This is a genomic window from Caballeronia sp. LZ033 (genome assembly GCF_031451265.1).
Classification (GTDB): Bacteria; Pseudomonadota; Gammaproteobacteria; order Burkholderiales; family Burkholderiaceae; genus Caballeronia.
In genome coordinates this window covers 225,977-251,640 of record NZ_JARUXQ010000003.1, presented here as the reverse complement: position 1 = coordinate 251,640, position 25,664 = coordinate 225,977, and the positions used below count along the sequence as shown (strand labels likewise).

At 65.4% G+C, this 25,664-nt stretch carries 14 protein-coding genes; 5 read left to right on the top strand and 9 right to left on the bottom strand.

Features of this window, described 5'->3' with window-relative positions:
* Window positions 1-84: 84 nt before the first annotated feature.
* Window positions 85-918, top strand: a complete 834-nt coding sequence (locus tag QCE62_RS22445) for an alpha/beta hydrolase (protein ID WP_309923338.1) — start codon at window positions 85-87, stop codon at window positions 916-918.
* 6 nt (window positions 919-924) lie between these two features.
* Here the strand turns inward: QCE62_RS22445 and QCE62_RS22440 are convergent, their stop codons facing one another.
* Both QCE62_RS22440 and QCE62_RS22435 read right to left on the bottom strand, forming a co-directional pair.
* Window positions 925-1,818, bottom strand: coding sequence for an MBL fold metallo-hydrolase (locus QCE62_RS22440; RefSeq protein ID WP_309923336.1), 894 nt, complete (start codon window positions 1,816-1,818; stop codon window positions 925-927).
* Window positions 1,819-1,846: 28 nt separating this feature from the next.
* Window positions 1,847-3,325 carry an MFS transporter gene (locus tag QCE62_RS22435; RefSeq protein ID WP_309923334.1) on the bottom strand — a complete coding sequence of 493 codons (1,479 nt, stop codon included), beginning with the start codon at window positions 3,323-3,325 and terminating at the stop codon, window positions 1,847-1,849.
* 764 nt (window positions 3,326-4,089) lie between these two features.
* Here QCE62_RS22435 and QCE62_RS22430 point away from each other — a divergent pair.
* Window positions 4,090-5,190 carry a lipopolysaccharide biosynthesis protein gene (locus tag QCE62_RS22430; protein ID WP_309923332.1) on the top strand — a complete coding sequence of 367 codons (1,101 nt, stop codon included), beginning with the start codon at window positions 4,090-4,092 and terminating at the stop codon, window positions 5,188-5,190.
* Between the two features lie 91 nt (window positions 5,191-5,281).
* Here the strand turns inward: QCE62_RS22430 and QCE62_RS22425 are convergent, their stop codons facing one another.
* A complete protein-coding gene (locus QCE62_RS22425; RefSeq protein ID WP_309923330.1) occupies window positions 5,282-6,910 on the bottom strand; it encodes an NAD-dependent malic enzyme in 1,629 nt (542 codons plus the stop codon).
* A gap of 279 nt (window positions 6,911-7,189) precedes the next feature.
* Between QCE62_RS22425 and QCE62_RS22420 the strand changes: the two genes are divergently transcribed.
* Window positions 7,190-7,630: a hypothetical protein gene (locus QCE62_RS22420; RefSeq protein ID WP_309923328.1), complete on the top strand. Its 441-nt coding sequence runs from the start codon at window positions 7,190-7,192 to the stop codon at window positions 7,628-7,630.
* Here the strand turns inward: QCE62_RS22420 and QCE62_RS22415 are convergent.
* Together QCE62_RS22415 and QCE62_RS22410 are read right to left on the bottom strand one after the other, a co-directional pair.
* A complete protein-coding gene (locus QCE62_RS22415) occupies window positions 7,612-8,259 on the bottom strand; it encodes an NUDIX hydrolase (protein ID WP_309923326.1) in 648 nt (215 codons plus the stop codon). The two genes, QCE62_RS22420 and QCE62_RS22415, sit on opposite strands and share 19 nt — an antisense overlap.
* A gap of 6 nt (window positions 8,260-8,265) precedes the next feature.
* Window positions 8,266-9,078 (bottom strand): helix-turn-helix transcriptional regulator, encoded by an 813-nt coding sequence (locus QCE62_RS22410; RefSeq protein ID WP_309923325.1) that lies wholly within the window; start codon window positions 9,076-9,078, stop codon window positions 8,266-8,268.
* Window positions 9,079-9,237: 159 nt separating this feature from the next.
* Here QCE62_RS22410 and QCE62_RS22405 point away from each other — a divergent pair, with 159 nt between their 5' ends.
* Window positions 9,238-10,083, top strand: coding sequence for a carbon-nitrogen hydrolase family protein (locus QCE62_RS22405; RefSeq protein ID WP_309923323.1), 846 nt, complete (start codon window positions 9,238-9,240; stop codon window positions 10,081-10,083).
* Window positions 10,084-10,151: 68 nt separating this feature from the next.
* Entirely contained in the window at window positions 10,152-11,489 is a 1,338-nt protein-coding gene (locus QCE62_RS22400) for an APC family permease (protein ID WP_309923321.1), read from the top strand.
* Between the two features lie 86 nt (window positions 11,490-11,575).
* Here the strand turns inward: QCE62_RS22400 and QCE62_RS22395 are convergent, their stop codons facing one another.
* From QCE62_RS22395 to QCE62_RS22380, 4 genes are all read right to left on the bottom strand, one after another.
* A complete protein-coding gene (locus QCE62_RS22395) occupies window positions 11,576-21,274 on the bottom strand; it encodes an autotransporter-associated beta strand repeat-containing protein (RefSeq protein ID WP_309923319.1) in 9,699 nt (3,232 codons plus the stop codon).
* Window positions 21,275-22,062: 788 nt separating this feature from the next.
* On the bottom strand, window positions 22,063-23,262 hold the full coding sequence (locus QCE62_RS22390; RefSeq protein ID WP_309923318.1) for a mechanosensitive ion channel domain-containing protein: 1,200 nt from the start codon (window positions 23,260-23,262) through the stop codon (window positions 22,063-22,065).
* Window positions 23,263-23,438: 176 nt separating this feature from the next.
* Entirely contained in the window at window positions 23,439-24,248 is an 810-nt protein-coding gene (locus QCE62_RS22385; RefSeq protein ID WP_309923317.1) for a DeoR/GlpR family DNA-binding transcription regulator, read from the bottom strand.
* Between the two features lie 59 nt (window positions 24,249-24,307).
* On the bottom strand, window positions 24,308-25,657 hold the full coding sequence (locus QCE62_RS22380; protein ID WP_309923314.1) for a gluconate:H+ symporter: 1,350 nt from the start codon (window positions 25,655-25,657) through the stop codon (window positions 24,308-24,310).
* Window positions 25,658-25,664: the final 7 nt, after the last annotated feature.

Sequence of the window (25,664 nt, the reverse complement as noted above, 5' to 3'; positions counted from 1 at the left end):
GAGCGATGTCTTGCGCACGTACAGCGCCGCGCGAGACATCGTCTAATGACGGCTGTACCGGAACCATTGCGGGTCGACAGCACCATGCGTGTCATCACCAGACGACGATTCATCTCCGCGGCATTGGCCGCCTGCGCAGTGGGCGTCATCGCCCCGCGTGCGCGCGAACACGACGAAGCGGGCGGCATCCCTTATGGCGCCGCGCGCCGCCAGCGGCTCGATCTATACGCCCCGGCCGCCGATGCCGGTTCAAAGCGGCCCATCGTCGTGTACTTCTATGGCGGCGCGTGGCAGAGCGGCCATCGCTCGGACTCGCATGGCGTGGCGCAGGCGCTCGCCGCACATGGCGTCGTGACCGTCGCGGCGGACTATCGCCTGTATCCGGACACGGTCTTTCCCAGCTTCCTCGATGATCCCGCCACGGCTGTACGCTGGGCGCACGATCACGCGCATGAATTCGGCGGCGATCCGCAGCGCCTGTTCGTCATGGGACATTCGTCCGGCGCACACATGGCGTCGATGCTCGCGACCGATCCGCGCTATCTGGCGGCGCATGGGCTCTCGAATCGCTCGCTTGCCGGCATGATCGGACTGGCGGGACCGTACGCCGTCATTCCGACGACGGACCCGCACATGGACGAGATCTTCCCTGCCGCGTTGCGTTCACAGGCGCTTCCGATTGCCTTCGTCGACGGCAACGAGCCGCCGATGTTCCTCGCTGCCGGCACCGACGACAAGGATGTCGATCCGCGCAACAGCGACCGCTTCGCCGATGTCCTGCGCGCGCATCACGACAAGGTGGAGTTGAAGAAGTACCCGGGGCTCGGGCACGTGACGATCGTCGAGTCATTCTCGGCCAAACCGGGCAAGCCCTCTCCGGTGCTGGCCGATGTCGTCGCGTTCATCGACGCGCATTAGGATTCATCAGGCTTCCGGTTCGGCCCAGCGCAGCGCGAAGCCGTTGCGCGCCTCGTCGATATAGCCCGCATGCGGCGCCATGAAATGCCCGGGCAATAGCAATGCGCGATGCTCGCAGGTTGCCTGCAAGACCCGCTCGCGTGTCTGCGCCGACTGCACCGGATCGATACAGCCAAAGCAGCTCCATTGCGGATACCGGACCTGCACCGGGTGATGGATGATGTCGCCCGTCATCACGGCGCGTGCATCGTCAGACTTGACCCAGATCGCCACATGCCCCGGCGTGTGTCCCGGCGCCGGTTCGAGCGTGAGGCAACCGGCGAGCTCGGCGTAGTCGTCGACGATCATCGCCTGCCCCGCTTCGATCACCGGCAGCACGCTGTCCTGATACGCGATCAGATGCGGGCCGCCCTTGCCTGCGTCGGCTGCGCACTTCGCTTCCCAGAAGGCGTGCTCGCGCCGCGAGAACACATACTTCGCGTTCGCGAACGTAGGCACCCAGCGCCCGCCGACGAGCCGCGTGTTCCAGCCGATGTGATCGGCATGCAGATGCGTGCAGAGCACATAGTCGATCTCTTCGGGCGTCGCGCCGGCGGCAGCGAGCCGATCGAGAAACGGCGTGTCGAGTCCGCACCAGTCGGGCCGGCCGGGCCGGTCCTTGCCATTGCCGACGCAGCCGTCGATGAGGATCTTGTGCTTGCCGGTATCGAGGAGCCATGAATGCATGCTGAGCAACAGGCGCCCCGAGGCCGCGTCGTAGTGGCCCGGCGTCATCCACGAGAGATTTTCGGCGAGCGCCTCTTCGGTCGCCAGCGGAAAGAACTTCAGGAAGTTGAACGAGTGATCCACCATCTCTTCGACGAGCGTCGCCGTGATCTTGCCGATCCTGAATCGAATCATGTGGGTTGTCTCCTGATGAAGGTTGTGCTCACGCAGCGGCGGCTTCGCGTTGCACGGCGTCGTCCTCGACGGCCGCGGGTTCCGCCGCGCCCAGTTCCTGACCGGCGGCCTCGCGCAGTTGCGTGATGCCGATCACCGAGATGACGGAAGCCAGCGCGATATACGCCGCAAGCGGCCAGTAGCTGCCCGCCCAGCCCACCATCAACGCGGCGAGAATCGGCGTGGGACCGCTCCACACGACGGTGGCGAACTGATACGCCACCGACACGCCGCTATAGCGGATCGCCGCGTGGAACTGTTCGCCCATCAGGCTGGGCTGCGTGGCTTGCGTGCTGCCCTGTCCGATCAGCGCAATCGAAATGGCCGCGACGATCATCGGATAGCTGGCCGTATGAAGCATGGCATAGAAGGGAAAGATGAACAGGCCGATGAAGATCATGCCGCCCATATAAACCCGCTTGCGGCCGATGCGATCCGAGAGCGCGCCGAAGATCGGTTGCGTGACGGTTTGCAGTAACGCGCCGATCATCAGCGCGCGCAAGGCGAGCGGTCGCGGCACGTGCAGATCCTGCGTCAGATACACCAGCGAGTAGACCGCGATGGCGTAGAAACTCGTGTTCTCCGCTGCTTGCGCGGCCAGCAGGCAAAGCGTCTTGCGCTTCTCGGTGCGGAGCACGGTTGCGATGGGCAGACGATCCTTCGCATTGGCCTTCTGCAGCTTCCTGAAGCTGGGTGATTCGGAGACGCTGCGGCGGAGCACGATGCCGAACACCACCAGCACACCGCTCACGAGAAATGGAATGCGCCATCCCCACGCGGCGAATTGCTCGCTCGAGAACATCGCCGTGGTGAGGGCCATGACGCCTGTCGACAACAACAACGCGGCGGGAATGCCGCACTGAGGCCAGCTGCCGAACGCACCCCGCTTCTTCGCCGGCGCATGTTCGATCACCATCAGCGTGGCGCCGCCCCATTCGCCGCCGACGGCGAAGCCTTGCAGGAAGCGCATCACCGTCAGCAGGATCGGCGCGGCAACGCCGACTTGCGCATACGTCGGCAACAGGCCGATGAGGAAGGTCACGCCGCCCATCATCGTGAGGCTCATGACGAGCATCGCCTTGCGGCCGATGCGATCGCCGAAATGACCGAACACGATACCGCCCAGCGGACGCGCAATGAAGCCGACCGCAAAGGTCGCCAGCGAAGCGATGGTGCCCGCGACGGGGTCGAAGGCCGGGAAGAACAGCTTGTTGAAGATCAGCGCCGCCGCCGATCCGAATATGAAGAAGTCGTACCACTCGAGCGTCGCGCCGATCGCGCTCGACCATGCGACGCGCCGGATATCCTTGTTATCGACCATTCCTGTCTCCCGCCATTTCTTCGTTATTGTCTGCGCCGCGAGGCAAGCGGATTCAGCGTTGATGTCACCCGGACGGACGAACGCGACCCGGCACACGGCCGAGATGAATTCGGCCATGCCGGAGCTTTCGAGCAGGAGGGAGATCATGCTGAGCACGCCAGTTTCGATGGCGCCGCCATAGTCGATTCGCGGTTTGCGAAACGACGAATTCCGAGCTTAGTACTGGCGTGTTGGGGATGCTCGAATACCTGTTATGCGATAACCAACGACGCCGATAGCGAGAGAGGCTGGTCGCAATTTCTACCCGGTAAATTTTATTCAATAGTCCTTGCATTTCGCACGCGCGTTCGCGATCAGGGTTTCTACGGTGAACGTTTTGCATGTCACTGCAATTCTTGCTGCATCCCAAGTACGACAAAAGATTTTTTTACTGAGACAAGCGTTTACATTCATCTCATAAGAAGATAAAGTTCGTTCCGTTGATCAGGTTTTCGGCAATGCTTGCTGAACCGGGAAAGAACCTCCGAGAAATCGGCTTTTTTTACCGGACACGCGCAAACGTTGTACCAGTTCCGTCGACGTAGCCTTGAAAATGATCTGATGTTATTTCACGAGGCTTAACCGGGCGAATGACCCTTTCATTTGCTCGACTCTGCCATCCAGAGCGCTAGTCGTGTCACGCACTGGATCTTGTCGGTAAAAAATCCGTGTCGCACCCCACCGTCCGCCAGCGCAATGAGCGCGGCTGACAGGACTGGTGCGCTTATCTTCCGGATGACTAATCAATGTCATCTCAACGATGAGAACGGATGGATGCGATTCAAAGCAGTTTCGAATTGCGCACAGACAGGTCCATCAAGCGTGTATGAATTCACGATCGTTGCGCTCACCCATTAGCCCTGCTGATCGCAATGACGACTCGTAACCAAACCTCCGTTCGCCGCTTCAACGTTTTCTCCGCACGCAAGATCACGGCCGTCGCGACCGCCGTCCTCACCAGCGTTCTGCTCGCCGCATGCGGCGGCGGCGGTGATTCCGCCCTCGACGCAGCCGCCACCGCCAAGGCCAGCGACCTGCCTGAATCCACCGCAAAGGCTGCGACCAGCTCGTCCATCTTCTACGGCGTGAATGGCCGCAACACCAACGGCGGCGCCTACGACGGCACGCCGGTCGCAACCCAGCTTGCACAGCTGAAGGACCTCGGCGCGAAGATCTATCGTAACGACGTGTACAACGTGGCATCGGCCGCAGTCGTCGCGAAGATGACGCAGACGATGGCCGCCGGCGGCGTGACGGTCTATCCGGTGCTGATGCTCGGCGCCAACTACAACAACGAGCAGGACGCCTACAACGCGGGCTATACGCTGGGCCGCCAGGTCGCGCAGACCTACAACTGGCAATACTACGAAGTCGCCAACGAACTCGAAGCGCAGGCGCTCAACGGCAATGTCGACGGCACCAACTGGAAGCACTACAAGAACCAGCCGTTCGTCGTCGCGCGTGGCGTGTATCGCGGCCTGATCGCAGGTGTGAAGTCGGTGAACAGCTCGGCGAAGATCATCATCAACGGCACCTGGCTGCACTACTCGTTCTTCCAGATGCTGCTCGACGGTTCGCAGCCGGACGGCACGCACGGTCACCCGACCGTCAGCTGGGACATCACCGCGTGGCACTGGTACTCGGATCAGGGCGACATGACGCACGCATGCGGCGGTTCGGGTTGCTACGACATGCTGGCCGTGCTCAAGTCGCTTGGCCGTCCCATCTGGATCAACGAGTTCGGCGTCCGTCCGAACTACGGCTCGGATCAGCAGATCGCGAACTACATGTCGGGCAACACGATGATGGCGCAGTTCCAGAGCGTGGCGTCGAAGTACAACATCCAGTCGATCCAGCAGTTCGAACTGTATGACGACAGCGAAGGCAACTTCGGCCTGCTGCGCGGCGACGGCAAGACGCAAAAGCCGGCTTACACGGCCTACAAGAACTTCGTTGCATCCCACCCGATGTAATGCATGACGCGGGATCCGCAGATCCCGCGTAGTTCGAAACGCAACGAGCGACCCTGGCGGTCGCTCGTTGCGTTTGCGGCGCGGTGAATCCCTACAACAGCGGCCGATACGCCGGCACATAGGCAACCGCTTTCATGTGGGCCAGCAGATCGTCCGGCCGCTTCACACGCGCGAGTCCCTGCTCGAAGATGTATTCCGCCACCTTGGCGGCCACGTGCATCGACGCCTCGAAGATTCCGCTCTGCGGCGGGTAGATCAAGCCCTTGCCGAGACTTTCATCGCTGACCTGCTCGGCGACCGCCTTCGCCGCGACGATGAACATGTCTTCGGTCACGCGCGTCGCTTCGGTGGCGAAGACCGCCATGCCCATCGCGGGAAAGATGTACACGTTGTTGCCCTGTCCCGGCACGAACTGCCGTCCTTCGATCTCGACCGGTCCGAACGGGCTGCCGCTCGCGAAAATCGCCTGCCCTTTCGACCAGCGGTACGCTTCCTCGGCAGTGCACTCGGAACGCGAAGTCGGATTCGAATAGGGGAAGATGATCGGGCGTTCGTTGATCTCGCTCATTGCTTCGATAACCGGCTGGTTGAACAGTTTGGGCACCGTGCTCACGCCGATGATGCCGGTAGGTTTGAGCGCGCGCACTGCGTCGACGAAGCTGTCGAGCGGTTCGTGATCGATCGCGAAGGGCTGCTGGAACGCCGCGAGATCCGTGCGCGAGCGGACCATCAGTCCGTTGATGTCGAAGAGGCTGTTGCGCGCGCGGGCCGCGTCGATGTCCAGGCCTTCGAGCGCCATGGCTTCGCTGACGAGTTCGGCAATACCTGTCGCCGCCGATCCGCCGCCGAGGAACAGGAAGCGCTGTTCGGTCAGCTTCTGTCCGGAGATGCGCAGTGCGCCATAGATGCCGGCCAGCGCGACGGCCGCGGTGCCCTGGATGTCGTCGTTATAGGTGCAGACCCGGTCCTTGTAGCGCGCCAGCAACGGCACGGCGTTGAAGTTCGCGAAGTCCTCCCACTGGATGCAGCACTTCGGATACGCGTCCTGGACCGCGTTCACAAATTCGTCAAGAAACGCATCGTAGTCGGCGCCACGTACGCGTTCCTGCCGCAGGCCGAGATAAAGCGGGTCTTCGAGCAATGTCTGGTTGTTCGTGCCGACATCCAGCATGACGGGCAGGCAATGCATCGGCGGCACGCCTGCGCAGGCGGTGTACAGCGCCAGCTTGCCGATCGGAATGCCCATGCCGCCGACACCCAGATCGCCGAGCCCCAGGATGCGCTCGCCATCCGTCACGACGATGAACCGAACGTCCGTTTCCGGCCAGTTGCCGAGCAACCCCCTCACGCGGCCGCGCGCATGGATCGGAAGGTAGAGGCCGCGCGTGGCCCTGAAGATCTGATCGAACTTCTGGCATGCTTCGCCGACTGTCGGCGTGTAGACGATCGGCATGTAGCTGGCCGGATCGGACATCAGCAACGCATAGAAGAGTGTTTCGTTGCGGGCCTGCATGTCGGAGAGAAACAGGTAGCGCTGCAGGTCGCTATCGAGTTGCGGCAGCTCGGCATGCGTGCGCGCAATCTGCAATTCGAGCGAGCTGACTCCGGGCGGCAACAGCCCTTCGATGCGCCAGGCCTTGCGTTCTTCGAGCGTGAACGCCGTCCCGTGATTCAAGCGCGGATTGTGCAGGACGTCATAGCCATGTGTCTGAAGAGACATGATCGCTTCCCCTGGACGTGAGCCTAAGCACGTAGTGTAGGCAGACTTCACGGACCGATGAAGCGAAAACGCACGGTTTTTCGCGCTTGACCGGACGCCGCACTGGACCTCTTCGGTCAGATGAAACGCGGGGACCGCTTATCAGCATGCCTATATGACAGACATTCGGCCGAGCGCCTTGTTGCCGTCGCGGCCTGCACCTACTCTCGGTCAGAAGGCGCATTGCCGTCGATGCCGCCTCGATTCGTGGCACACCAACGAACGATTCATGGAGAAGACATGCGCGACAACCTCAGTCCCGTCATCGCCGGTCCGGCAGGCACTTCCGCAATTCCGGAGCAGCACACGCGCTCCATCCTGTTTGCGGGCGGCACGAGCACCCGGACGATAGCGGGCATTGCACGGCGGCTCGCCGTGGCCGGACAACGCTTCGAGCTGCATCATTTCCTGCAGTCCGCGGACCGCAGCGCGCAGCACGACGAGATCGACGCCCTGCGTCATCACGGCAAGGTGCATCGTCATGTGGATCTGCCTCATGCGCTCTTCGAACAAGCGTGTACGCATGCGCTCAGTCCCGCACGCGCCAACACGCAGATCTATTGCAGCGGCCCGCCCGCATTCATGGATTTCATCGCGCACCACGCGCGCGACTGGGTGTACGCCGCCAACATCCACAGAGTGGGTCCGGGCGCGCGGGCGCTTCAGTCGAAGTCCACCTGATCGCTGCGGCGCAATGCATCGAGCCGCCTGATCTGTTCGGGCAGGATGCGACCCAGCGAGAGCGGCGGCAGGGCATCGAGCGGGAAGAACCCGGTCTCGTTCGTCTCGCTGCCGATGATGTCGCCGGCCTGCGCAATCCGCCCGAGAAACACCAGCTTCCAGATATGGAACACGGACGGCGGGTGCGCATGCGCATTCATGTCCCACACGGCAAGCAGGCGCACGATATCGACGGTGAAGCCGCTCTCCTCGCGCGCTTCCTTGGCCGCGTTCGCAGCCGGCGATACACCGATATCAGCCCATCCGCCCGGCAGCGACCACCTGCCATCCGCAAGCTCGCGCACCAACAGAATGCGCCCTTCGTCATCGAATACGGCACAGCGCACGTCGAGCTTCGGATTGGCATAACCGGACTCGAAGGCGAAGAGTTGCGCGACGTGCTGCGTGTCCATCGACGCCAGCTCCGCGAGTTGCGCATGCGCGATCTGCGCGATTTCCTCATAGCGCTCGCGGTCGAAATCGCCGGTGGCATAGTGAAGTCCCGTCTGGGCAATCGCGAGCAGGCGGCGCGCCTGTTGCAGGCGCAACTGCGCCTGCGCGACGGGTGTCGTGTGCAAGGGGTTATTCATCGAGACTCACTTCGCATCCATGTCGGACTCGTAGAACATCGCAAAGAGCTCGGACTGTGAATTCACGCCGAGCTTCGCGTAGATATGCTTCTTGTGCGCCCGCACGGTTTCAAACGAGATCGCCAGTTTCTCGGAGATCGCGCGTGAGGAAAAGCCGCGCAGGATCAGCATCGCCACTTCAGTCTCGCGCGCCGTCAGCACGCTTCGCCCACTCCGGCTGCCCAGCGTGCCGAAGCGCGCGGCCATGTGCTGGTCATCGCCTTCCACGGGCGCATGCGCCTCGTGCGCCGCTTCTCGCTCGAAGCGCACGCGCTGCTGCATCAGCGCCAACACCCACGGCGCATAGAGCGTGAGCAGCGCGGTCTCGCGATCGTCATACCGGCTCGTCTTGCCCAGCGACAGACCCATCGTCTCGTTCTGCCCGATGTACACGTTGAAATGCACTTCATCGCCGACGATATTGCGCTTGAAGTAGCGCTGGTAATACTCGGTCATGCGGAAGTTGTCGGGCGCGACGTCGGCGAGCGTGTAGAAGCCCGACTGACGCATCTCGAAGGCGGCGAGATAGAACGGATCGAGCTGATACATTGCCGACAGATAGTGCTGGAACAATACGTCGATCTTGCCGTCGGGCAAGGCCTGCTCGGCCAGCACGTGCGGCGAGTCATCGCGCAGGAAGCGCAATGCGACCCAGCTGTCGAAGGCCACGTGCCGTTCCAGCACGCGTGTGAGACGCGCCCAGAATTGCGGGCCGTCGAGGGCCTCGATGGCCGAGCCGATCTCCCGGTGAAAGGCGAGATCCCGCCATTCCAACTCCATGCAGTGCTCCTGTGGGGTACCCCGGATGGGTAATTTCTCGCCAAAAATATTACCTTGATAATCGGCCGAGACGCCGGCAGTCCAGGCGCGAATCATCACATGGCGCGACGCATCCGGCGTGTTCAGCGCGTCTGAAAGGGATATGGAAGGAGACGGGCAATGCAAGTGGAGCTGGCGCAACTGCAACTGATCGACGGCGATCTCGCGCACAACACGCGCAAGGTCGTGCAGACGATCTCGAACGCCGACACCTCCGGCGGCACGAAGCTGATCGTGTTTCCCGAGACCACGCTGTCGGGCTTTCCGGTGCGCGAGAACGTGGCGCAACTGGCGCAGGCGCTCGACGGCCCCGCGTTGACCGCGGTGCGCGACGCCGCACGTCAACGCCGCGTGGCCGCAGCGGTGGGATTCACCGAGCGCGAAGGCGCGCGTTTGCACAACACGACAGTGCTCATCGACGAACGCGGCGAGATTGCACTGCGTTATCGCAAGACGCATTTGTGGGCGTCGGACATTGGCATCTACACGCCGGGCGACCGCTTCTCCACCTGCATGTGGAACGGCCTCACAGTGGGCCTGCTGATCTGCTACGACATCGAGTTTCCCGAGACCGCGCGTGCGATTGGCGCGCTGGATGCGGACCTGTTGCTCGTGACGAACGGCAACATGGATCCGTTCGGTCCGGTGCATCGCCGCGCCATCGCCGCGCGCGCGATGGAAAACCAGATGTTCGCGCTCATGGTCAATCGCTGCGGCTCGGGCGATGAAGCGTTGACGTTCCCCGGCTTGTCCGCGCTCATCGATCCTTTTGGCGAAACCGTCGTCGAACTGGGCGGCGCGGAGACCGTGACGAAGGCGGACATCGACCTGAAGCGACTCGAAGCCAGCCGCGAGCACTACAACTACCACCATGACGCGCGCGTTGCGCTTGGTCTGACAGCCGTCCAGGAAGCCGACGGCACCCGTTCGCTGTTGATCGACGCGCGCGCCCGCAAAGCAGGCTGACCGCACGACACGCTGGTCGAATCACAGAATCACAACACCACCGGCCGCCGCCGCGGCCAGGAGACACCATGCAGACTTCATCTTCCGGACCCACGCATCTGAAACGCACGCTCGGCTTGCCGTCGGTGCTGCTGTTCGGCCTGGCCTACATGGCGCCGCTGATCGTGTACGGCACCTATGGCGTGCTCGCCAAAGCCAGCGGCGACACGGCCGCCCTCGCCTATCTGCTCGCACTCATCGCGATCGTCTTCACGGCCCTGAGCTATGGCAAGCTCGCACGGCTCTTTCCGGTGGCGGGCTCGGCCTACACCTACACGCGCAAGACCTTCAACGCGCATCTCGGCTTCATGATCGGCTGGGCGACGCTGCTCGACTATTTCTTCCTGCCGATGGTGATCTGGCTGATCGGCGCGGCCTATCTCAACGCCGCGTTCCCGCATGTGCCGTCGTGGGTGTGGATCGTCGCGTTCATCATGCTGACGAGCGGACTGAACATCGTCGGCATCGAACTGGCGGCGCGCTTCAACATCGTGCTGATGATCGTGCAGCTCGTGATCGTCGCGCTGTTCGTCGCGCTCTGCTGGCATTACGCCGCAGCGGTTGCCGGGCCGGGCGGCATCGCGATGGCCGAGCCGTTCTTCAAGCCGCATGTGCCGCTCGGCGTGACGATGGCGGGCGCCGCGATTGCCGCCTATTCGTATCTCGGCTTCGACGCGGTGTCCACGCTCACGGAGGAAACCATCGAACCGAAGAAGAACATGCCGCGCGCCATCGTGCTGATTGCGTTGATCGGCGGCGCCATCTTCGTGATTGCCGCCTGGACGATGCAGCTCGCGCACCCCGGCGTCGAATTCAAGGATACGGATTCGGCGGCGTTCGAGGTCGCGAAGATGATCGGCGGCGATCTCTTCGTGAGCGTGTTCCTCGCAGGGCTGATTCTCGCGCAGTTCGCTTCGGGCATTTCGGCGCAAGCGAGCGTCGGCCGCCTGCTGTATGCGATGGGACGCGACGAGATCCTGCCACGACGCATCTTCGGCTTCGTGCATCCGCGCTTCAAGACGCCGGCGTTCAACATCGCGATTGCGGGCGTGGTCGGCTTGATCGCGTTGAAGATGGATGTCGCGACATCGACGTCGTTCATCAACTTCGGCGCGTTCCTCGCGTTCACGGCCGTCAATCTCTGCGTGATCCGCATCTGGCTGTCAGGGAATCATGGCGAACGCCGTATCGGCATGCTGGGCGGACTGGTGTTTCCGGCCATTGGCGCCATCGCCGATATCTGGCTGCTCGCGAGCCTGGAAACGCGGGCGCTCGTGCTCGGCGCAGTCTGGTTCGTGGTGGGGATCGCTTACCTGTGCTGGATCACGAAGTTCTTCCGTCAGGCGCCGCCGGAAGTGGCGCTGTAGGGTAAGCGCGCCTGCCAGCTGGGCTTCCCGAAGAAAAGCCAGGCTCGACACGGCGCGCCCTCGCAAGACCCAGGGCGCGCCGCCCATCAGAACTTCCACTGCAAATTCCCCGTCAGCGTGTGATCCTGCGCACCGCCGCCATACTGGCCGGAGTACTGCACGCCGAAGCTCAGGTTCTTCGTGATCGCGGCATCCACGCCCAGTTCCACCACAGCGGCATCCCGCGCGATCGGCACGCCAGTCACGTCGAACGCGCTGCCGCCCGCGACGAACGCCACACGCGAGACCGGCGTGGTATCGCCCATCGCATGCCGCCAGCCGGCCATCGCGCGGGCAGTCAGCATGCCGCGTGCGCCGGGATAGAAGCGCCATGCGGCCCGTGCGCCGAGCGTCGAATAGGTGATGCCCTGATTGTCGGAGTCGCCCTTGAGCGCGGCCGGCCCGCTCTCTTCGAAGCCGTCCGAAGACACGTTCACGTAAGCGAGCGCGGCGAACGGTTCCACCGCGACCGGTCCCGCCGCGATGCCATAACCCACCTCGCCGAAGACCTGTCCGATCTTGGTCGTCTGACCCGAGCTTTCCTTCGCGTTGAAGCCCGAGAAGCCGATCGTGCGATCCGTGTCCGCATGATTCCACGAGTAGCCGCCACCCATGCGCACGCCCAGCGGGCCGTACTGCGCACCGCCGTACAGCGCAAGGTGATAGCTGTCCACCGAAGCGCTGGCGTTGAGGTCGTCGCTGATCGAGCCGTGACCGAAGCCCGCCGCCGCGCCCACGCGCCAGTGATCGTCCACCGCCGTATCGACGCCGGCGAAGAAGCCGCTGGTGGTCTGCGTCACATCGGATAAGCCGCTCGGGCCGTTCAGCCGGTCATGCGCGCCATAGCCCTGCGCCCAGACCGTCGGCCGCCACGGCGCGCGCTCGGCGCAGGCCGCGCTGGAGCCGCGATGCGTCGTGCCGGCCGCGTTCGTCGAGGTGTCGTCGCACATCGCGCCTTGCGATGACGACAGCGCCGCCAGCGGTCCGTCCTCCGGCGAGAGGCCGCGGCGCAGACGGTCGGTGACGGCGTCGCGCAAGAGGCGGCTGTCGTCGACCAGCATGCTGCGCGTGCTTGCGTAGATCTCGCCCGCGAGCGTCGCGAAGCCCCAGCGGGCGCTCGGCGCATCGGACAGGAAGATGGCGTCGAACACCGGATTGCCGACGCCGAGCTGGGCGATGGCCGTGGCCGCCGCGCGCTGGTTCGGCGTCGCCGCGATCGACGGGAACAGCACGCCGTTCGGCACCAGCGACAGATACACGTTGTTGGCGTCGTAGCCGAGCGTCGGCGTGAGGAACACCAGGTTCGACGTCGCGTTGGTGAAGGTCCCGTTCACGCCGCCCTGCGAGGTGAGGATGGTGTAGTTGTTGTCGAGCCCCCACTTGCCGCCGCCGGCCTGCACGTTGACGGTGCCGCCCTGGATCGTCGTCGTGCCGCCCGCCAGGATCTTGCCGCTCTGCTGCTGCGGATTCGCGCCGACGTTGTAGTTCGAGCCGGGTTCGAAGGTGACGTTGCCGGCGACGTTGAGCGCCTGTCCGGGCGTCGTCGCGGCAGCCGTGCCGCCGTCGTGGACCACGACGCTGCCAACCGTGCCGCTGCCCGACACCGTGCCGCCCGAACCGACCGTCACGGGTGCGGCGGGCATCGCGCCGGCGACGTCGAGCGTGCCGCCGCCCACCGCCACCGGGCCAGTGCTCGTGTTGTTGCCGGTCAGCGACAGCGTGCCGTCGCCGACCTTCGTCACCGTGCCGCTGCCGCTGATGCTGCCGCCATAGGTCACGTTGCCCGAGCTGTTGAACACCAGCGAACCGTTGTTGTTGATCGGACCGGTGATGCTGCCGCTGGTGCCGCCGTTGCCCACTTGCAGCGTGCCGCTGTTGATGGTCGTGCCGCCCGTGTAGGTGTTCTCGCCGGTGAGCGTGAGCGTGCCGGGACTCGTCTTGGTCACGCCGCCCGCGCCGCCGATGGTGCCGCCGTAGTCGCCGCCGCCCACCGCGATGCCACCCGTGCCCACGTTGACCGCCGATCCGGACACGCCGTTGAGGGTCGAGATCGCTACTTGCGTGGTGCCCGTGTTGAGCGTGCCGCCGTTGAGCGTGACGGTGCCGCTGCCGAGCGCGGTGCCGGTGTTCGCGGTGATCGAGCCGCTGTTGAGCGTGGTGCCGCCGCCGTAGCTGTTGTTGCCGGCGAGGGTCAGGTTGGCGGCGCCGTCCTTGGTGATGCCGCCGCCGCCCGTCACCGGCGACGTCAGCGTGAGATCGTTGCTGCCGCCGAAGGTCGCGCCCGTGTTCAGCGTGACCGCGTTGCCGATGGTGAGCGCCGTGGAGGTATCCAACGTCGACGGGGCATCGACGCTGAGGCCGCCGGAGCCGAGCGCGCCGGTATTGCCGAGCACGAGCGTGCCGTCCGCGAGCGAGGTGCCGCCGGTGAAGGTATTGGCGCCGTCGAGCGTCTGCGAGCCCGTGCCTGTCTTCACGATGCCGCCCATGCCGCTGATGGTGCCGCCGTAGACCGAATTGCCGTTGACCGCGAGATTCAGGCTGTGCGAGCCGAGCAGCACGCTGCCGCCCGCGACGCCCGAGAGCCCGCCGAGCGTCGGATTCGTGCTGGCGCCGCTTACGTCGAGCGTTGCGCCGGGCTGGCCGATATCGACGATGCTCGCGCTGTCCAGCGAGCCGCCTGCGCCGAGTGCGAGCGTGCCGGCGTTGATCGTCGTGTTGCCGGTGAAGGTCTGCGCGCCCGTGAGCGTCTGCGTGCCGCTGCCTTGCTTGACGATGCCGCCCGTCCCGCCGATCGTGCCGCCAAAGGTGGTGTTGCCCGCATCGCCGAAGGCCAGCGTGTTGCCGCCCAGCGCGACCGAGGTGCCGCCCACGCCGCTCAGCGCGCCGATGGTTTGCGGCGTGTCCGCGCCGCTGACATCGAGCGCGGTGCCGGCGTTCGCGAGGTTGACCGCGCCGGTCGATGCCAGGCTGCCGCCCGCGCCGACCGCAATGGTGCCCGCGTTCACGGTGGTGCCGCCGGTGAAGGTGTTGCCGCCGGTGAGCGTGAGCGTGCCGCTGCCGTCCTTGGTGACGCCGCCGGTGCCGTTGATCGCGCCGCCGAAAGTGGTGCTGTTGGCGTCGCCGAGCGTCAGCGCGGTGTTGCCGAGCGTGACCGCAGTGCCGCCGACGCCGCTCAGCGCGCCGATCGTACGCGGGCCGTTCGCGGCGCTCAGGTCGAGATCGGCGCCGGTACCCGACAGATTGACCGCGCTGCCCGCGGCGAGGTCGCCCGCGCCCGCGAGCACCAGCCTGCCTGCGCCGATGTTGGCGCCGCCCGTGAAGGTCTGCGCCGCGGTGAGCGTTTCCGTGCCCGTGCCTTGCTTGACGATGCCGCCCGTCCCGCCGATCGTGCCGTTGAAGGTGGCGTCGCCGGCATCGCCGAAGGTCAGCGTATTGCCGCCGAGTGCGACCGAGGTGCCGCCGACGCCGCTCAGCGCGCCGATGGTCTGCGGCGCGCCTGCGCCGCTCACATCGAGCGCGGTGCCGGCGTTCGCGAGATTCACCGCGCCGGTCGATGCCAGGCTGCCGCCCGCGCCGACCGCGATGGTGCCGGCATTGACCGTCGTGCCGCCGGTGAAGGTGTTCGCGCCGCTCAGCGCCTGCGTGCCCGCGCCGTTCTTGACGATGCCGCCCGCGCCGTCGATTGCTCCGGCGAAGGTGCCGTCGGCGGCGGTGCCGAACGTGAGCGTGTTGTTGCCGAGGCCCACGACGGAGCCGCTCACGCCGTTCAGCGCGCCGATCGTCTGCGGTCCGCTCGCCCCGCCGATGTCGAAGCCCGCGCCGGGGCCGGTCAGCGTCACCGAGGTTGTCGGAGTGAGGCTGCCGCCCGCGCCCAGCGCGAGCGTGCCTGCATTGATCGTCGCGCCGCCGGTGAAGGTGTTGGCGCCGGTGAGGGTTTCGGTGCCCGCGCCCGTCTTGACCAGGCCGCCGGTGCCGGAGATCGTGCCGCCGAAGGTGGCGTTGTTCGCGTCGCCGAGTTGCAGCGTGTTGGCGCCGAGCGTCACGTTGGTGCCGGCCGCGCCCGCGAGCGAGCCGATTGCCGGCGCCGTGGTGGCGCCGCTCACGTCGAGCGCCGCGCCCGCGTTCACCAGATCGACGATGCCGGTCGGCGACAGGCTGCCGCCCGCGCCCAGTGCGAGCGTTCCGGCGTTGATGGTCGTGCCGCCGGTGAAGGTGTTGGCGGCGGTGAGCGTTTCGGTGCCCGCGCCGTTCTTGACGATGCCGCCCGCGCCGTTGATCGTGCCCGCGAAGGTGCCGTTGGCGACGTCGCCGAATGCGAGTGTGTTGTTGCCCAGGCCGATAGCCGAACCCGCCGCGCCGTTCAACGCGCCGACCGTCTGCGGTCCACTGGCGCCGCTGATGTCGAAGCCGGTGTTCGCGGCGAGATTCAGCGCGCCGGTCGCGGCCAGACTGCCGCCTGCGCCCAGCGCGAGTGTTCCGGCGTTGATCGTCGTGCCGCCGGTGAAGGTGTTGGCGCCGGTCAGCGTTTCGGTGCCTGTGCCGTTCTTGATCACGCCGGCCGTGCCGCTGATCGTGCCGCCGAAGGTGGCGCTGGTCGCATCGCCGAAGGTCAAGGGATTTGCGCCCAGCAGCACCGACGTCCCGCCGACACCGCTCAACGCGCCGATTGTCTGCGCACCGCCTGCGTTGCTCAGATCGAGCGATGCGCCCGTTCCCGCGAGATCGATCGCGCCCGTCGGAGCGAGACTGCCCGTGGCGCCCAACGCGATGCCGCCCGCGTTGATCGTCGTGCCGCCGGTGTAGGTATTCGCGCCTGTCAGCGTTTCGACGCCTCCACCATTCTTGACGAGGCCGCCCGTGCCGTTGATTGCACCAGCGAACGTGCCGTTGTTGCCATCGCCGAATGCGAGTGTGTTGTTGCCAAGGCCGATCGTCGATCCGGCGACGCCGTTCAGACCGCCGATCGACTGCGGCCCGCTGGCGCCACTGATATCGAGACCCGAACCCAAGCCCGTAAGCGTGACCGCACCATTCGACGCGAGACTGCCGCCCGCGCCCAACGCCAGCGTGCCAGCGTTGATCGCAGTACCGCCGGTATAGGTGTTCGCACCCGTCAGCGTCTCCGTGCCCGTACCGTTCTTGATAAGGCCGCCCGCGCCGCTGATGGCGCCGCCGAACGAGGCGTTGGTTGCGTCACCGAAGGTCAGCGGGTTCGCGCCCAGCAGCACTGAAGTACCGCCGACACCGCTCAACGCGCCGATCGTCTGTGCACTGCCTGCATTGGCGAGATCAAGCAATGCGCCCGTTCCCGCGAGGTTCACCGCGCCTGTCGAAGCGAGGCTTCCGCCCGCGCCGACTGCGATGCCGCCCGCATTGATCGTCGTGCCGCCGGTGTAGGTGTTCGCGCCGCTCAGCGTTTCGACCCCCGCGCCGTTCTTGACGATGCCGCCCGTGCCGCCGATCGCACCGGCAAACGTGCCGTTGTTGCCGTCGCCGAATGCCAGCGTGTTGGCGCCGAGACCGATCACCGAACCGGCTACGCCGTTCAGACCGCCAATGCTCTGCGGCCCGCTCGCTCCGCTGATATCGAGGCCCGCGCCGACGCCCGAGAGCGTGACCGCTCCATTCGATGCCAGACTGCCGCCTGCGCCGAGCGCCAGCGTGCCCGCGTTGATGCCCGTACCGCCGGTATAGGTGTTCGCGCCCGTGAGCGTTTCGGTCCCTGTGCCGTTCTTCACGAGACCGCCTGTGCCATTGATCGTGCCGGCGAACGTGCCGTTGGCGGCATCGCCGAATGCGAGCGTGTTCGCTCCGAGACCAACCACCGAGCCCGCTGCGCCGTTCAACGCGCCGATGGTCTGCGGTCCGCTCGCTCCGCCAATATCAAAGCCTGCGCCTGGGCCCGTGAGCGTGACCGCGCCCGTCGACGCCAGACTGCCGCCCGCGCCCAGCGCGAGCGTGCCGGCGTTGATCGTCGTGCCGCCGGTGAAGGTGTTGGCGCCGGTGAGTGTTTCGGTACCCGTACCGTTTTTAACGATGCCGGCTGTGCCACTTATCGCGCCGCCGAAGTTTGCGTTGGTCGCATCGCCGAAGGTCAAGGGATTCGCGCCCAGCAGCACCGCACTGCCGCCGACACCGCTCAATGCACCAATTGTCTGCGCGCCGCCTGCATTCGCCAGGTCCAGCGACGTTCCTGCTCCCGCGAGATTGACCGCACCCGTCGATGCCAGACTGCCACCCGCGCCGACTGCGATGCCGCCTGCATTGATCGTCGTGCCGCCGGTGTAGGTGTTCGCGCCCGTGAGCGTTTCGACGCCTCCACCATTCTTGACGATGCCACCCGTCCCGTTGATCGTGCCGGCGAACGTGCCGTTGTTGCCGTCACCGAACGCAAGCGTATTGGCGCCGAGACCGATCACCGAACCGGCTACGCCGTTCAGACCGCCGATCGACTGCGGCCCGCTGGCGCCACTGATATCGAGACCCGAACCCAAGCCCGTGAGCGTGACCGCACCATTCGACGCCAGACTGCCGCCCGCGCCCAGCGCGAGCGTGCCGGCGTTGATCGCCGTGCCGCCGGTGTAGGTGTTCGCACCCGTCAGCGTTTCCGTGCCCGTACCGTTCTTGATCAGACCGCCCGCGCCGCTGATCGCGCCGCCGAAGGTGGCGTTGGTGGCATCGCCGAAGGTCAAGGGATTCGCGCCCAGCAGCACTGACGTCCCGCCGACCCCGCTCAACGCCCCGATCGTCTGCGCGCCGCTCGCATTGGTGAGATCCAGCGATGCGCCCGTTCCCGCGAGATTCACCGCGCCCGTCGGAGCGAGACTGCCCGTGGCGCTCAACGCAATGCCGCCCGCATTGATCGTCGTGCCGCCGGTGTAGGTGTTCGCGCCGCTCAGCGTTTCGACCCCCGCGCCATTCTTGACGATGCCGCCCGTTCCATTGATCGCACCAGCGAACGTGCCGTTGTTGCCGTCGCCGAATGCCAGCGTGTTGGCGCCGAGACCGATCGTCGATCCGGCTACGCCGTTCAGACCGCCAATCGACTGCGGCCCGCTCGCGCCGCTGATGTCGAAGCCCGAACCCAGGCCCGTGAGCGTAACCGCCCCGTTCGACGCCAGACTACCGCCCGCGCCCAGCGCCAGCGTGCCGGCGCCGATCGTCGTCCCGCCGGTGTAGGTATTCGCGCCCGTCAACGTCTCGGTGCCCGTGCCCGCCTTGGTGATCCCGCCCGTTCCGCCGATCGAGCCGCCGAAGGTCGCGTTGGCGCCGTTGCCGAACGTGAGTCCGTTCCCGCCCAATGCCACCGAGGTTCCCCCGACTCCGCTCAGCGCGCCAATCGTTTGCGCGCCGGTCGCGCCGCTGAGATCGAACGATGCACCCGCGCCCCCCAGGTTCACCGCGCCCGTCGATGCCAGGCTGCCGCCCGCTCCTAGCGCGAGCGTTCCGGCGTTGATCGTCGTGCCGCCGGTGTAGGTGTTGGCCGCAGTGAGTGTTTCGGTTCCCGTACCGTTCTTGACGATGCCGCCCGTGCCGTTGATCGTGCCGGCGAACGTGCCGTTGCCGGCATCGCCGAATCCCAGCGTGTTCGCGCCGAGTCCGATCGTCGAGCCCGCCACGCCGTTCAGCGCGCCGATGGTCTGCGGCCCGCTCGCCCCGGCGATGTTGAAGCCCGAGCCTGCGCCCGCGAGCGTCACCGCGCCGGTCGAGGCCAGACTGCCGCCCGCGCCCAGAGCCAGCGTGCCGGAATTGATCGTGGTGCCGCCGGTGAAGGTGTTCGCGCCGGTCAGCGTCTCGGTGCCCGTGCCCGCCTTGGTGATGCCGCCCGCACCACTGATCGCGCCGCCGAACGTGGCGTTGCCGGCATCGCCGAAGGTGAGCCCGTTGTTGCCTAGCGCAACCGACGTCCCGCTGATCCCGCTCAACGCCCCGATGGTCTGCGGGCCGCTCGCGCCCGCGATATTGAACGCAGCGCCCGCGCCGTTGAGATTCACCGCGCCCGTCGAGGCCAGGCTGCCTCCCGCGCCCAGCGCGAGCGTGCCGCCGCTGATCGTCGTGCCGCCGGTATAAGTGTTCGCGCCGGTCAGCGTTTCGGTGCCGGTGCCGGTCTTGGTGATGCCGCCCGTGCCGCTGATCGCGCCGCCGAACGCCGCGCTGGTCGCGCCGCCGAGACTCAGCGAATTCGCCCCCAGCAGCACTGACGTTCCGCCGATACCGCTCAGCGCGCCAATGGTCTGCGCGCCCGACGCGCCGCTCAAGTCGAACGACGTGCCCGCGCCCGCGAGATTCACCGCGCCGGTCGGCGCCAGGCTGCCGCCCGCGCCCAGCGCGAGCTTGCCGGCGTTGATCGTGGTGCCGCCGGTGTAGGTGTTCGCGCCCGTCAGTGTTTCGGTGCCCGTACCACTCTTGACGATGCCGCCCGTGCCGCTGATCGTGCCGCCGAAGGCGCCGTTGCTGGCATCGCCGAACGTCAGCGTGTTCGCCCCGAGTCCGATAAGAGAACCTGCCACGCCGTTCAGCCCGCCGATGGTCTGCGGCCCGCTCGCCCCCGCGATATTGAAGCCCGCCCCCGCGCCGGTGAGCGTCACGGCGCCGGCCGGCGCCAGGCTGCCGCCCGCGCCCAGCGCCAGCGTGCCGGCGTTGATGCTGGTGCCGCCGGTGTAGGTGTCCGCGCCCGAAAGCGTCAACGTGCCTGTGCCGTTCTTCGTGAGGCCACCTGTGCCCGACATGACGCCCGAGAGCGTCGTGCCGTTCGTGCCCTGCACCGTGAGGCCGCCCGTGCCGAGCGTCACCGCATTGCCGACCGTCAGGCCCGCGGTTCCCGCCTGGATCGTGCCGCCGGTCGACGTGATCGTGCCGGTGCCGAACGCGCCGCCATCATTGAAAATGGCCGTCGAGCCGCCGAGGAGCGTCGTGTCCAGCACCGTCGAGGCGCCGTTGAGCGTCCAGGTGCCGCTGTTCAAGCCGAGATGCTGGAAGTTGATGTAGTTCGACGTATTGATGGTGCCCGTCGTCGGACCGCCCCCCGCCTGCGTCAGCAAGAGCGTGTTGTTGCCGCCCGCGCCGCCGTCCACGATGCCCGGCACCGCAAAGCCCAGCGAAAGCCCCGCGACACCCAGCACGTTCAGGCTCGCGCCGGGCGCGGTGCTCACCGACGAGCCCGTCTGCGCCGTGAACGTGTTCGTGGTTCCCGCACCCATCGACACGCTGCCGTTGATCGTGCCGCCATTGGTGAAGGTGTTGCCCGCTCCCGAGGTCGGCGCCTGAAACGCGACCCGTCCGTTGATCGTGCCGGTGTTGGTGAAGTCCGTGCGCGCGCCGCCGTAGGACGCCACCGTGGCTGCGTCGTTGGGAATCAGGGTGACGCCAAGCAGCGCCGTCGTGCCCAGCGTGCCGCTGTTGTTGATCGTCGTGGTGCCGCCCGTGCCGTTCTGCGCGACCAGCGCGAGGCCGGTCAGGTCGGCGAGATTGACGCCGAGCAGGCCCGTCGTGCCCCTGATCGTGCCGGCATTGGTGACGCTCACGTTGTTCGCCGACGCGTTGCCCACCACCGCGCCCGTCGCCAGCACGCTCAGGACGCCGAGCAGCGAAGGATCGATGGTGCCGTTGTTGACGAGCGTCGGATTGGCGCCGGACATGCTGAGCGCCGTGCCGAGTCCTGGAGTGAGCGTCGCGCCGGACTGGACGGTCACCGTCTGCTGCGGCGTCGTGCCGACAAAGGCGCCATTCGCGCCTGTGCACGACACCGAAGTCGTGCCGAGACAGAGCGCTTGCGCGTCAGTGCTCGCCAGGCTGGCGATTATCGCCAGGGAGAAAGCGATGAATAGGGGAAAGGAGTTAAACCAACCGAAGCGCGAAGATGCGACCAAATCATTTTTTCTTGCAAAGCTGTATTCGACGGCCATCGTCAGCTCCGGCTTGCGTGCATTGTCGACCGCTCCCGGTGTGGCGGGAGCGGTTTTCAGGCGCACGCAGTTCTCTCAGGTTTTGAGCCGACAAAGTGGTCCTTTTAGCACGGGTTATGGAAACGTTTGCGCTGTTCCTCAGGCTTACGGCGCTCCTGTCTCACACCCGCTTCAAAAAAAGCCAGGACTCATCCTTCGTCGAGCTTCTCTTTAACGGCTAAGCGCAAGCATAGGCCACCCTCTCTTTCGCCTCCAAGCTCAGTTGTCTCTCAACGCACGCCTTCGGCAGAAAAATTATTCTCCTGAAAGCAATGTTCATATCAATCAAACCTTATTATTGTTTCGATAAACGAAATCGCCCGACGCAATTCGCTTTCAATTATCGGGTTTCATTCTTTTTGCATCCCCGTTTTCTTCAGGCGCAAAAGGATTGAGCAAAAGACAACAGGCAGAAAAAATAACCCGCGATAATGCACGCAATCGGCAATTTATGTTGTGGAAGCAGTCCGTATTCCCAGTTAATCGAACTCGATTCAATCTTTTAATCGAAAAAGTTAAATCGATATCATTGAATCCGGAATGCCGCACTGCCGCATTCATGCCTGTCGACCTGATAAGCGGGCATTAGCTCATTGCATTACGGCTGTGCCGCGGTCCGGTTGCCAGCAGCGCAGGCTGAACATTGGGACGACGCCATAGGCGTGATCGAGCATGTCGGACTGAAGCGCTTCGTAGCGCTCCCAGCGGATTTCCGCGAGATACACGCAGATTTCCAGCGCCAGCACGGGCGCCGCCGATTGCACCTGGCGTATCACCACCGGCATGTCGCGCCGCACCGCCGGATGCGCCCTGAACCACGCGCCGAGATAGCGGCGGTACAGCCCGAGATTGGTGCGGCGTTCGTCGTCGGGCACGGCGAGCGGAAGGTCGAACGCCTCATGCAATTGCGCGAGCAAGCGATCGTCGGGATAGCGAATCGTATCGACATCGAAATGGATGGCATGCCGCAACCGGCGCGCGCCTGCTTCCGTCATCCCGCGCCAGTTCTTGACGCTGTTCGCCAGCAGCACCTGGCTGGGCAACATCACGATGGTGTTGTCGAAGTTGCGGACCTTGATGGTGTTCAACGCGATATCGATCACCGTGCCGTCGGCGACGAAACCCGGCACCTCGATCCAGTCGCCCACGCGCAGCATGTCGTACGCCGCGAGCTGGATGCTGGCGACGAAGCCCAGCAGCGAATCGCGGAAGATGATGATGAGCAGCGCGGTGATCGCGCTGAGGCCCGTCAGCAGATAGACCGGCGAGCGTTCCAGCACGATCGAGACGATCGCGATCAGCGCGACCAGATAGACCACGATGGTGGCGATCTGCAGAAAGCTCTTGATGGGCCGCTCGCTCGCGGACGGAAAGTGGCTGTAGCGTTCCTCGATGCTGTCGCGCAGCGCGAGCGCGGCGCGCACCAGCGTCACGACCATGAAGCATGCAGCGAGGATGGCGAGCGGCTGCCCGAGCGCCGGGATGATCGGAAAGGTCAGCCCGGTGAGCAGCGGCGCCGCCCAGAACACGATCGCCGCGGGCACGAGCGGCGCGAGCCGGTGAAACACGCGATGACGCTCCGCGGCGACCAGCCACTTGCGCCCTTCCTTGCGCGCGAGCCGGCTGACGATCATCAGCATGATCCAGCGCGTCAGGTAATAGCAGACGGTGCTTGCGAGCAGGATGCCCAGCAGCAGCGCGACGACCAGCAGTGTCGCGACCATCCAGCTGTCCGTGGAGACGTGGACCTGCCAGTCAGGGCCTCTTTCGATACGCAAGTTACCGAACATGGACGCTCCAGGAAGGGGGCGAACGCTGTCGCCATGCGCGGCGGGTCCGCCCGATTCCTCAGGCCATTCGAATGAGAATTGACGCGCCGGGTGCGGCGCTCATTGTAGTGGGGTTATTCAGGCGTGCGGAGCGCGCCAGGCCGCATTGAAGCAGAGAATCCGACGAACGCAGCGTGTCACGCCACCGAAGCCAGCGCGAGATCGATGCCCGATTGCCGGATGCCGGTCGCCGCGGCGGGGGCGAGGCCGTCGTCGGTGATCACCTGGTCGAAGCGCTCCAGGCTCGCGACCTTGTACAGCCCGACCGTGCCGTACTTGGAACTCGCGACCGTCAGCACGGTGCGCGATGCGGCGTCCATGGCCGCGAGTTTCACTTCCACTTTCGGCGCCGAGGGCGTGGTCACGCCGCGGCGCAGATCCCATGAACTTGCCGAGATGAAGGCCACGTCGAGCACGACCTGACGCAACGTGGCCGCCGCCAGCGTGCCGACGCTCGACAGGTTCTTGTGATCGAGCTGGCCGCCGATGTGGATGACGTTCACATGCTGCGCGCTCGCGAGTTCGCGCACGATCTCGAAGTCGTTGGTGACGACCGTCATGTTCGAGAGTTCGGCGATATGCGGCACGAACGACAGCATGGTGGTGCCGGCATCGAGATAGATGGACATGCCGGGGCGCAGACCTTCACAGGCGCGGCGCGCGATGGCCTGCTTCTGCGGCTGCTCGACGACCGCCTTCGACTGATGGCTCGGCTCGGTGTTCAGGTGACTCGCAATGCGCACGCCGCCCGGCACCGTGTAGACGAAGCCGGCTTCCTCCAGCGCGGCGATGTCGCGCCGCACCGTCATGTGCGAACAGTTGAACGATTCCATCAACTGATGCACGGAGAGCACCTTGTCCCGGCGTAGCTGACGCAGCATGGCCTCGCGCCGCTGATCGGGAATCAGCGGGACTTCGGCGGGATCGGGTTTGGCTTGGCTCGACATGAAGGGTTCTGGGTTAGGCGTCCCGCGTGACGCACTGCGCGCGCGGCGGGTCGCCTATCTTAGCCGATGAACATATTGATGAGCAGCACGCCGCCCAGTCCCACCAGCGACTGCACGCACAGCATCAGCGTCCAGGTGCGCAGCGTCTGCGCCACCGTCAGCTGGAAATACTCCTTGAAGAGCCAGAAGCCGGAGTCGTTCACGTGCGACAGCATCACCGCGCCGGACGCCGTCGCCAGCACCATCAGTTCCGGCGAGACGCCCGGATGCGACATCAGCAGCGGTGCGACGATGCCCGACGCCGCAACGGTCGCAACCGTCGCCGAGCCGACGCACACGCGCAGCAGCGCCGCGATCAGCCACGCCAGCACGAGCGGGCTCACGGCCCACGTCGCTGTATGAGAAACGATGATCGTGTCCAGATGGATCGACGTCAGCATCTGCTTGAAGCCGCCGCCCGCGCCGAGAATCAGCAGGATCGCCGACAGCGGTGCGATGCCCTTGCTGATCATCTTCTGCATGTCCGCCAGCGGGAAGCGTCCCTTGATGCCCAGCGCGAAGAACGCGAAGATCACCGCGGCGAGCAGCGACAGAATCGGGTCGTTGAGCGACTGGAAGAACACGTACTGCCCGGTGCCCTTCACGCTGTAGTCCATGCCGAGCGTGCCGATCAGCATCAAGGCCGGCGGAATCAGCAGGCACAGCACGGACAGGGCAAGCGAGACTTCGCCGGTGCTTTCCGTGTCGGTGCGCGTGCCGCCCGGACCTTTCGCGAGATCCGGCGCCGGACCAAAGAAGCGGCGCGCGAGCGTCGTGAAGAGCGGACCGGTGATGATGGCCGCCGGAATCGCGATCATCAGGCCGTACAGCAGCGTGAGGCCGGTGTTCGCGTGATACGCGTTGACGGCGAGCGTCGGCGCCGGATGCGGCGGCAGCAGACCGTGCGACACATAAAGGCCCGCAGCGAGCGGCAAGCCGATATACAGCAGATGGCTGCCGGTGCGGCGCGCGATGGTATAGACCAGCGGCGCGAGCATGATGAAGCTCACATCGAACAGATGCGGCATGCCGATCAGCAGCGCCGCCGCGCAGACCGTCCACGGCGCGAGCCACAGCGGCCGCTTGCCGACGAACGCATTGGCGATGCGGTCCGCACCGCCCGTGCCGATCATGATGCCGCCGAGCACCGCGCCCAGTCCGACCACCGGACCGGTACGCGCGAGCGCGCCGCCGAAGCCCTTCGTGAAACTGTCGATGGCATGTTCCGGCGTCACGCCTGCCGCAAGGCCGAGTCCGAGCGCCGTCAGCGTCAGCGCGATGAACGGACTCAGCTTGAACCGCGCAATCAATACGATCAGCACGATGATCGCGATCACCGCCATCGTGATCGTTCCAAATTCTCCCCGCATGGTCTCC

Coding starts and splice junctions, on each gene's coding strand:
- QCE62_RS22445 (WP_309923338.1), top strand. CDS start 85: ATGCGTGTCATCACCAGACGACGATTCATCTCCGCGGCATTGGCCGCC.
- QCE62_RS22440 (WP_309923336.1), bottom strand. CDS start 1,818: ATGATTCGATTCAGGATCGGCAAGATCACGGCGACGCTCGTCGAAGAG.
- QCE62_RS22435 (WP_309923334.1), bottom strand. CDS start 3,325: ATGATCTCCCTCCTGCTCGAAAGCTCCGGCATGGCCGAATTCATCTCG.
- QCE62_RS22430 (WP_309923332.1), top strand. CDS start 4,090: ATGACGACTCGTAACCAAACCTCCGTTCGCCGCTTCAACGTTTTCTCC.
- QCE62_RS22425 (WP_309923330.1), bottom strand. CDS start 6,910: ATGTCTCTTCAGACACATGGCTATGACGTCCTGCACAATCCGCGCTTG.
- QCE62_RS22420 (WP_309923328.1), top strand. CDS start 7,190: ATGCGCGACAACCTCAGTCCCGTCATCGCCGGTCCGGCAGGCACTTCC.
- QCE62_RS22415 (WP_309923326.1), bottom strand. CDS start 8,259: ATGAATAACCCCTTGCACACGACACCCGTCGCGCAGGCGCAGTTGCGC.
- QCE62_RS22410 (WP_309923325.1), bottom strand. CDS start 9,078: ATGGAGTTGGAATGGCGGGATCTCGCCTTTCACCGGGAGATCGGCTCG.
- QCE62_RS22405 (WP_309923323.1), top strand. CDS start 9,238: ATGCAAGTGGAGCTGGCGCAACTGCAACTGATCGACGGCGATCTCGCG.
- QCE62_RS22400 (WP_309923321.1), top strand. CDS start 10,152: ATGCAGACTTCATCTTCCGGACCCACGCATCTGAAACGCACGCTCGGC.
- QCE62_RS22390 (WP_309923318.1), bottom strand. CDS start 23,262: ATGTTCGGTAACTTGCGTATCGAAAGAGGCCCTGACTGGCAGGTCCAC.
- QCE62_RS22385 (WP_309923317.1), bottom strand. CDS start 24,248: ATGTCGAGCCAAGCCAAACCCGATCCCGCCGAAGTCCCGCTGATTCCC.
- QCE62_RS22380 (WP_309923314.1), bottom strand. CDS start 25,657: ATGCGGGGAGAATTTGGAACGATCACGATGGCGGTGATCGCGATCATC.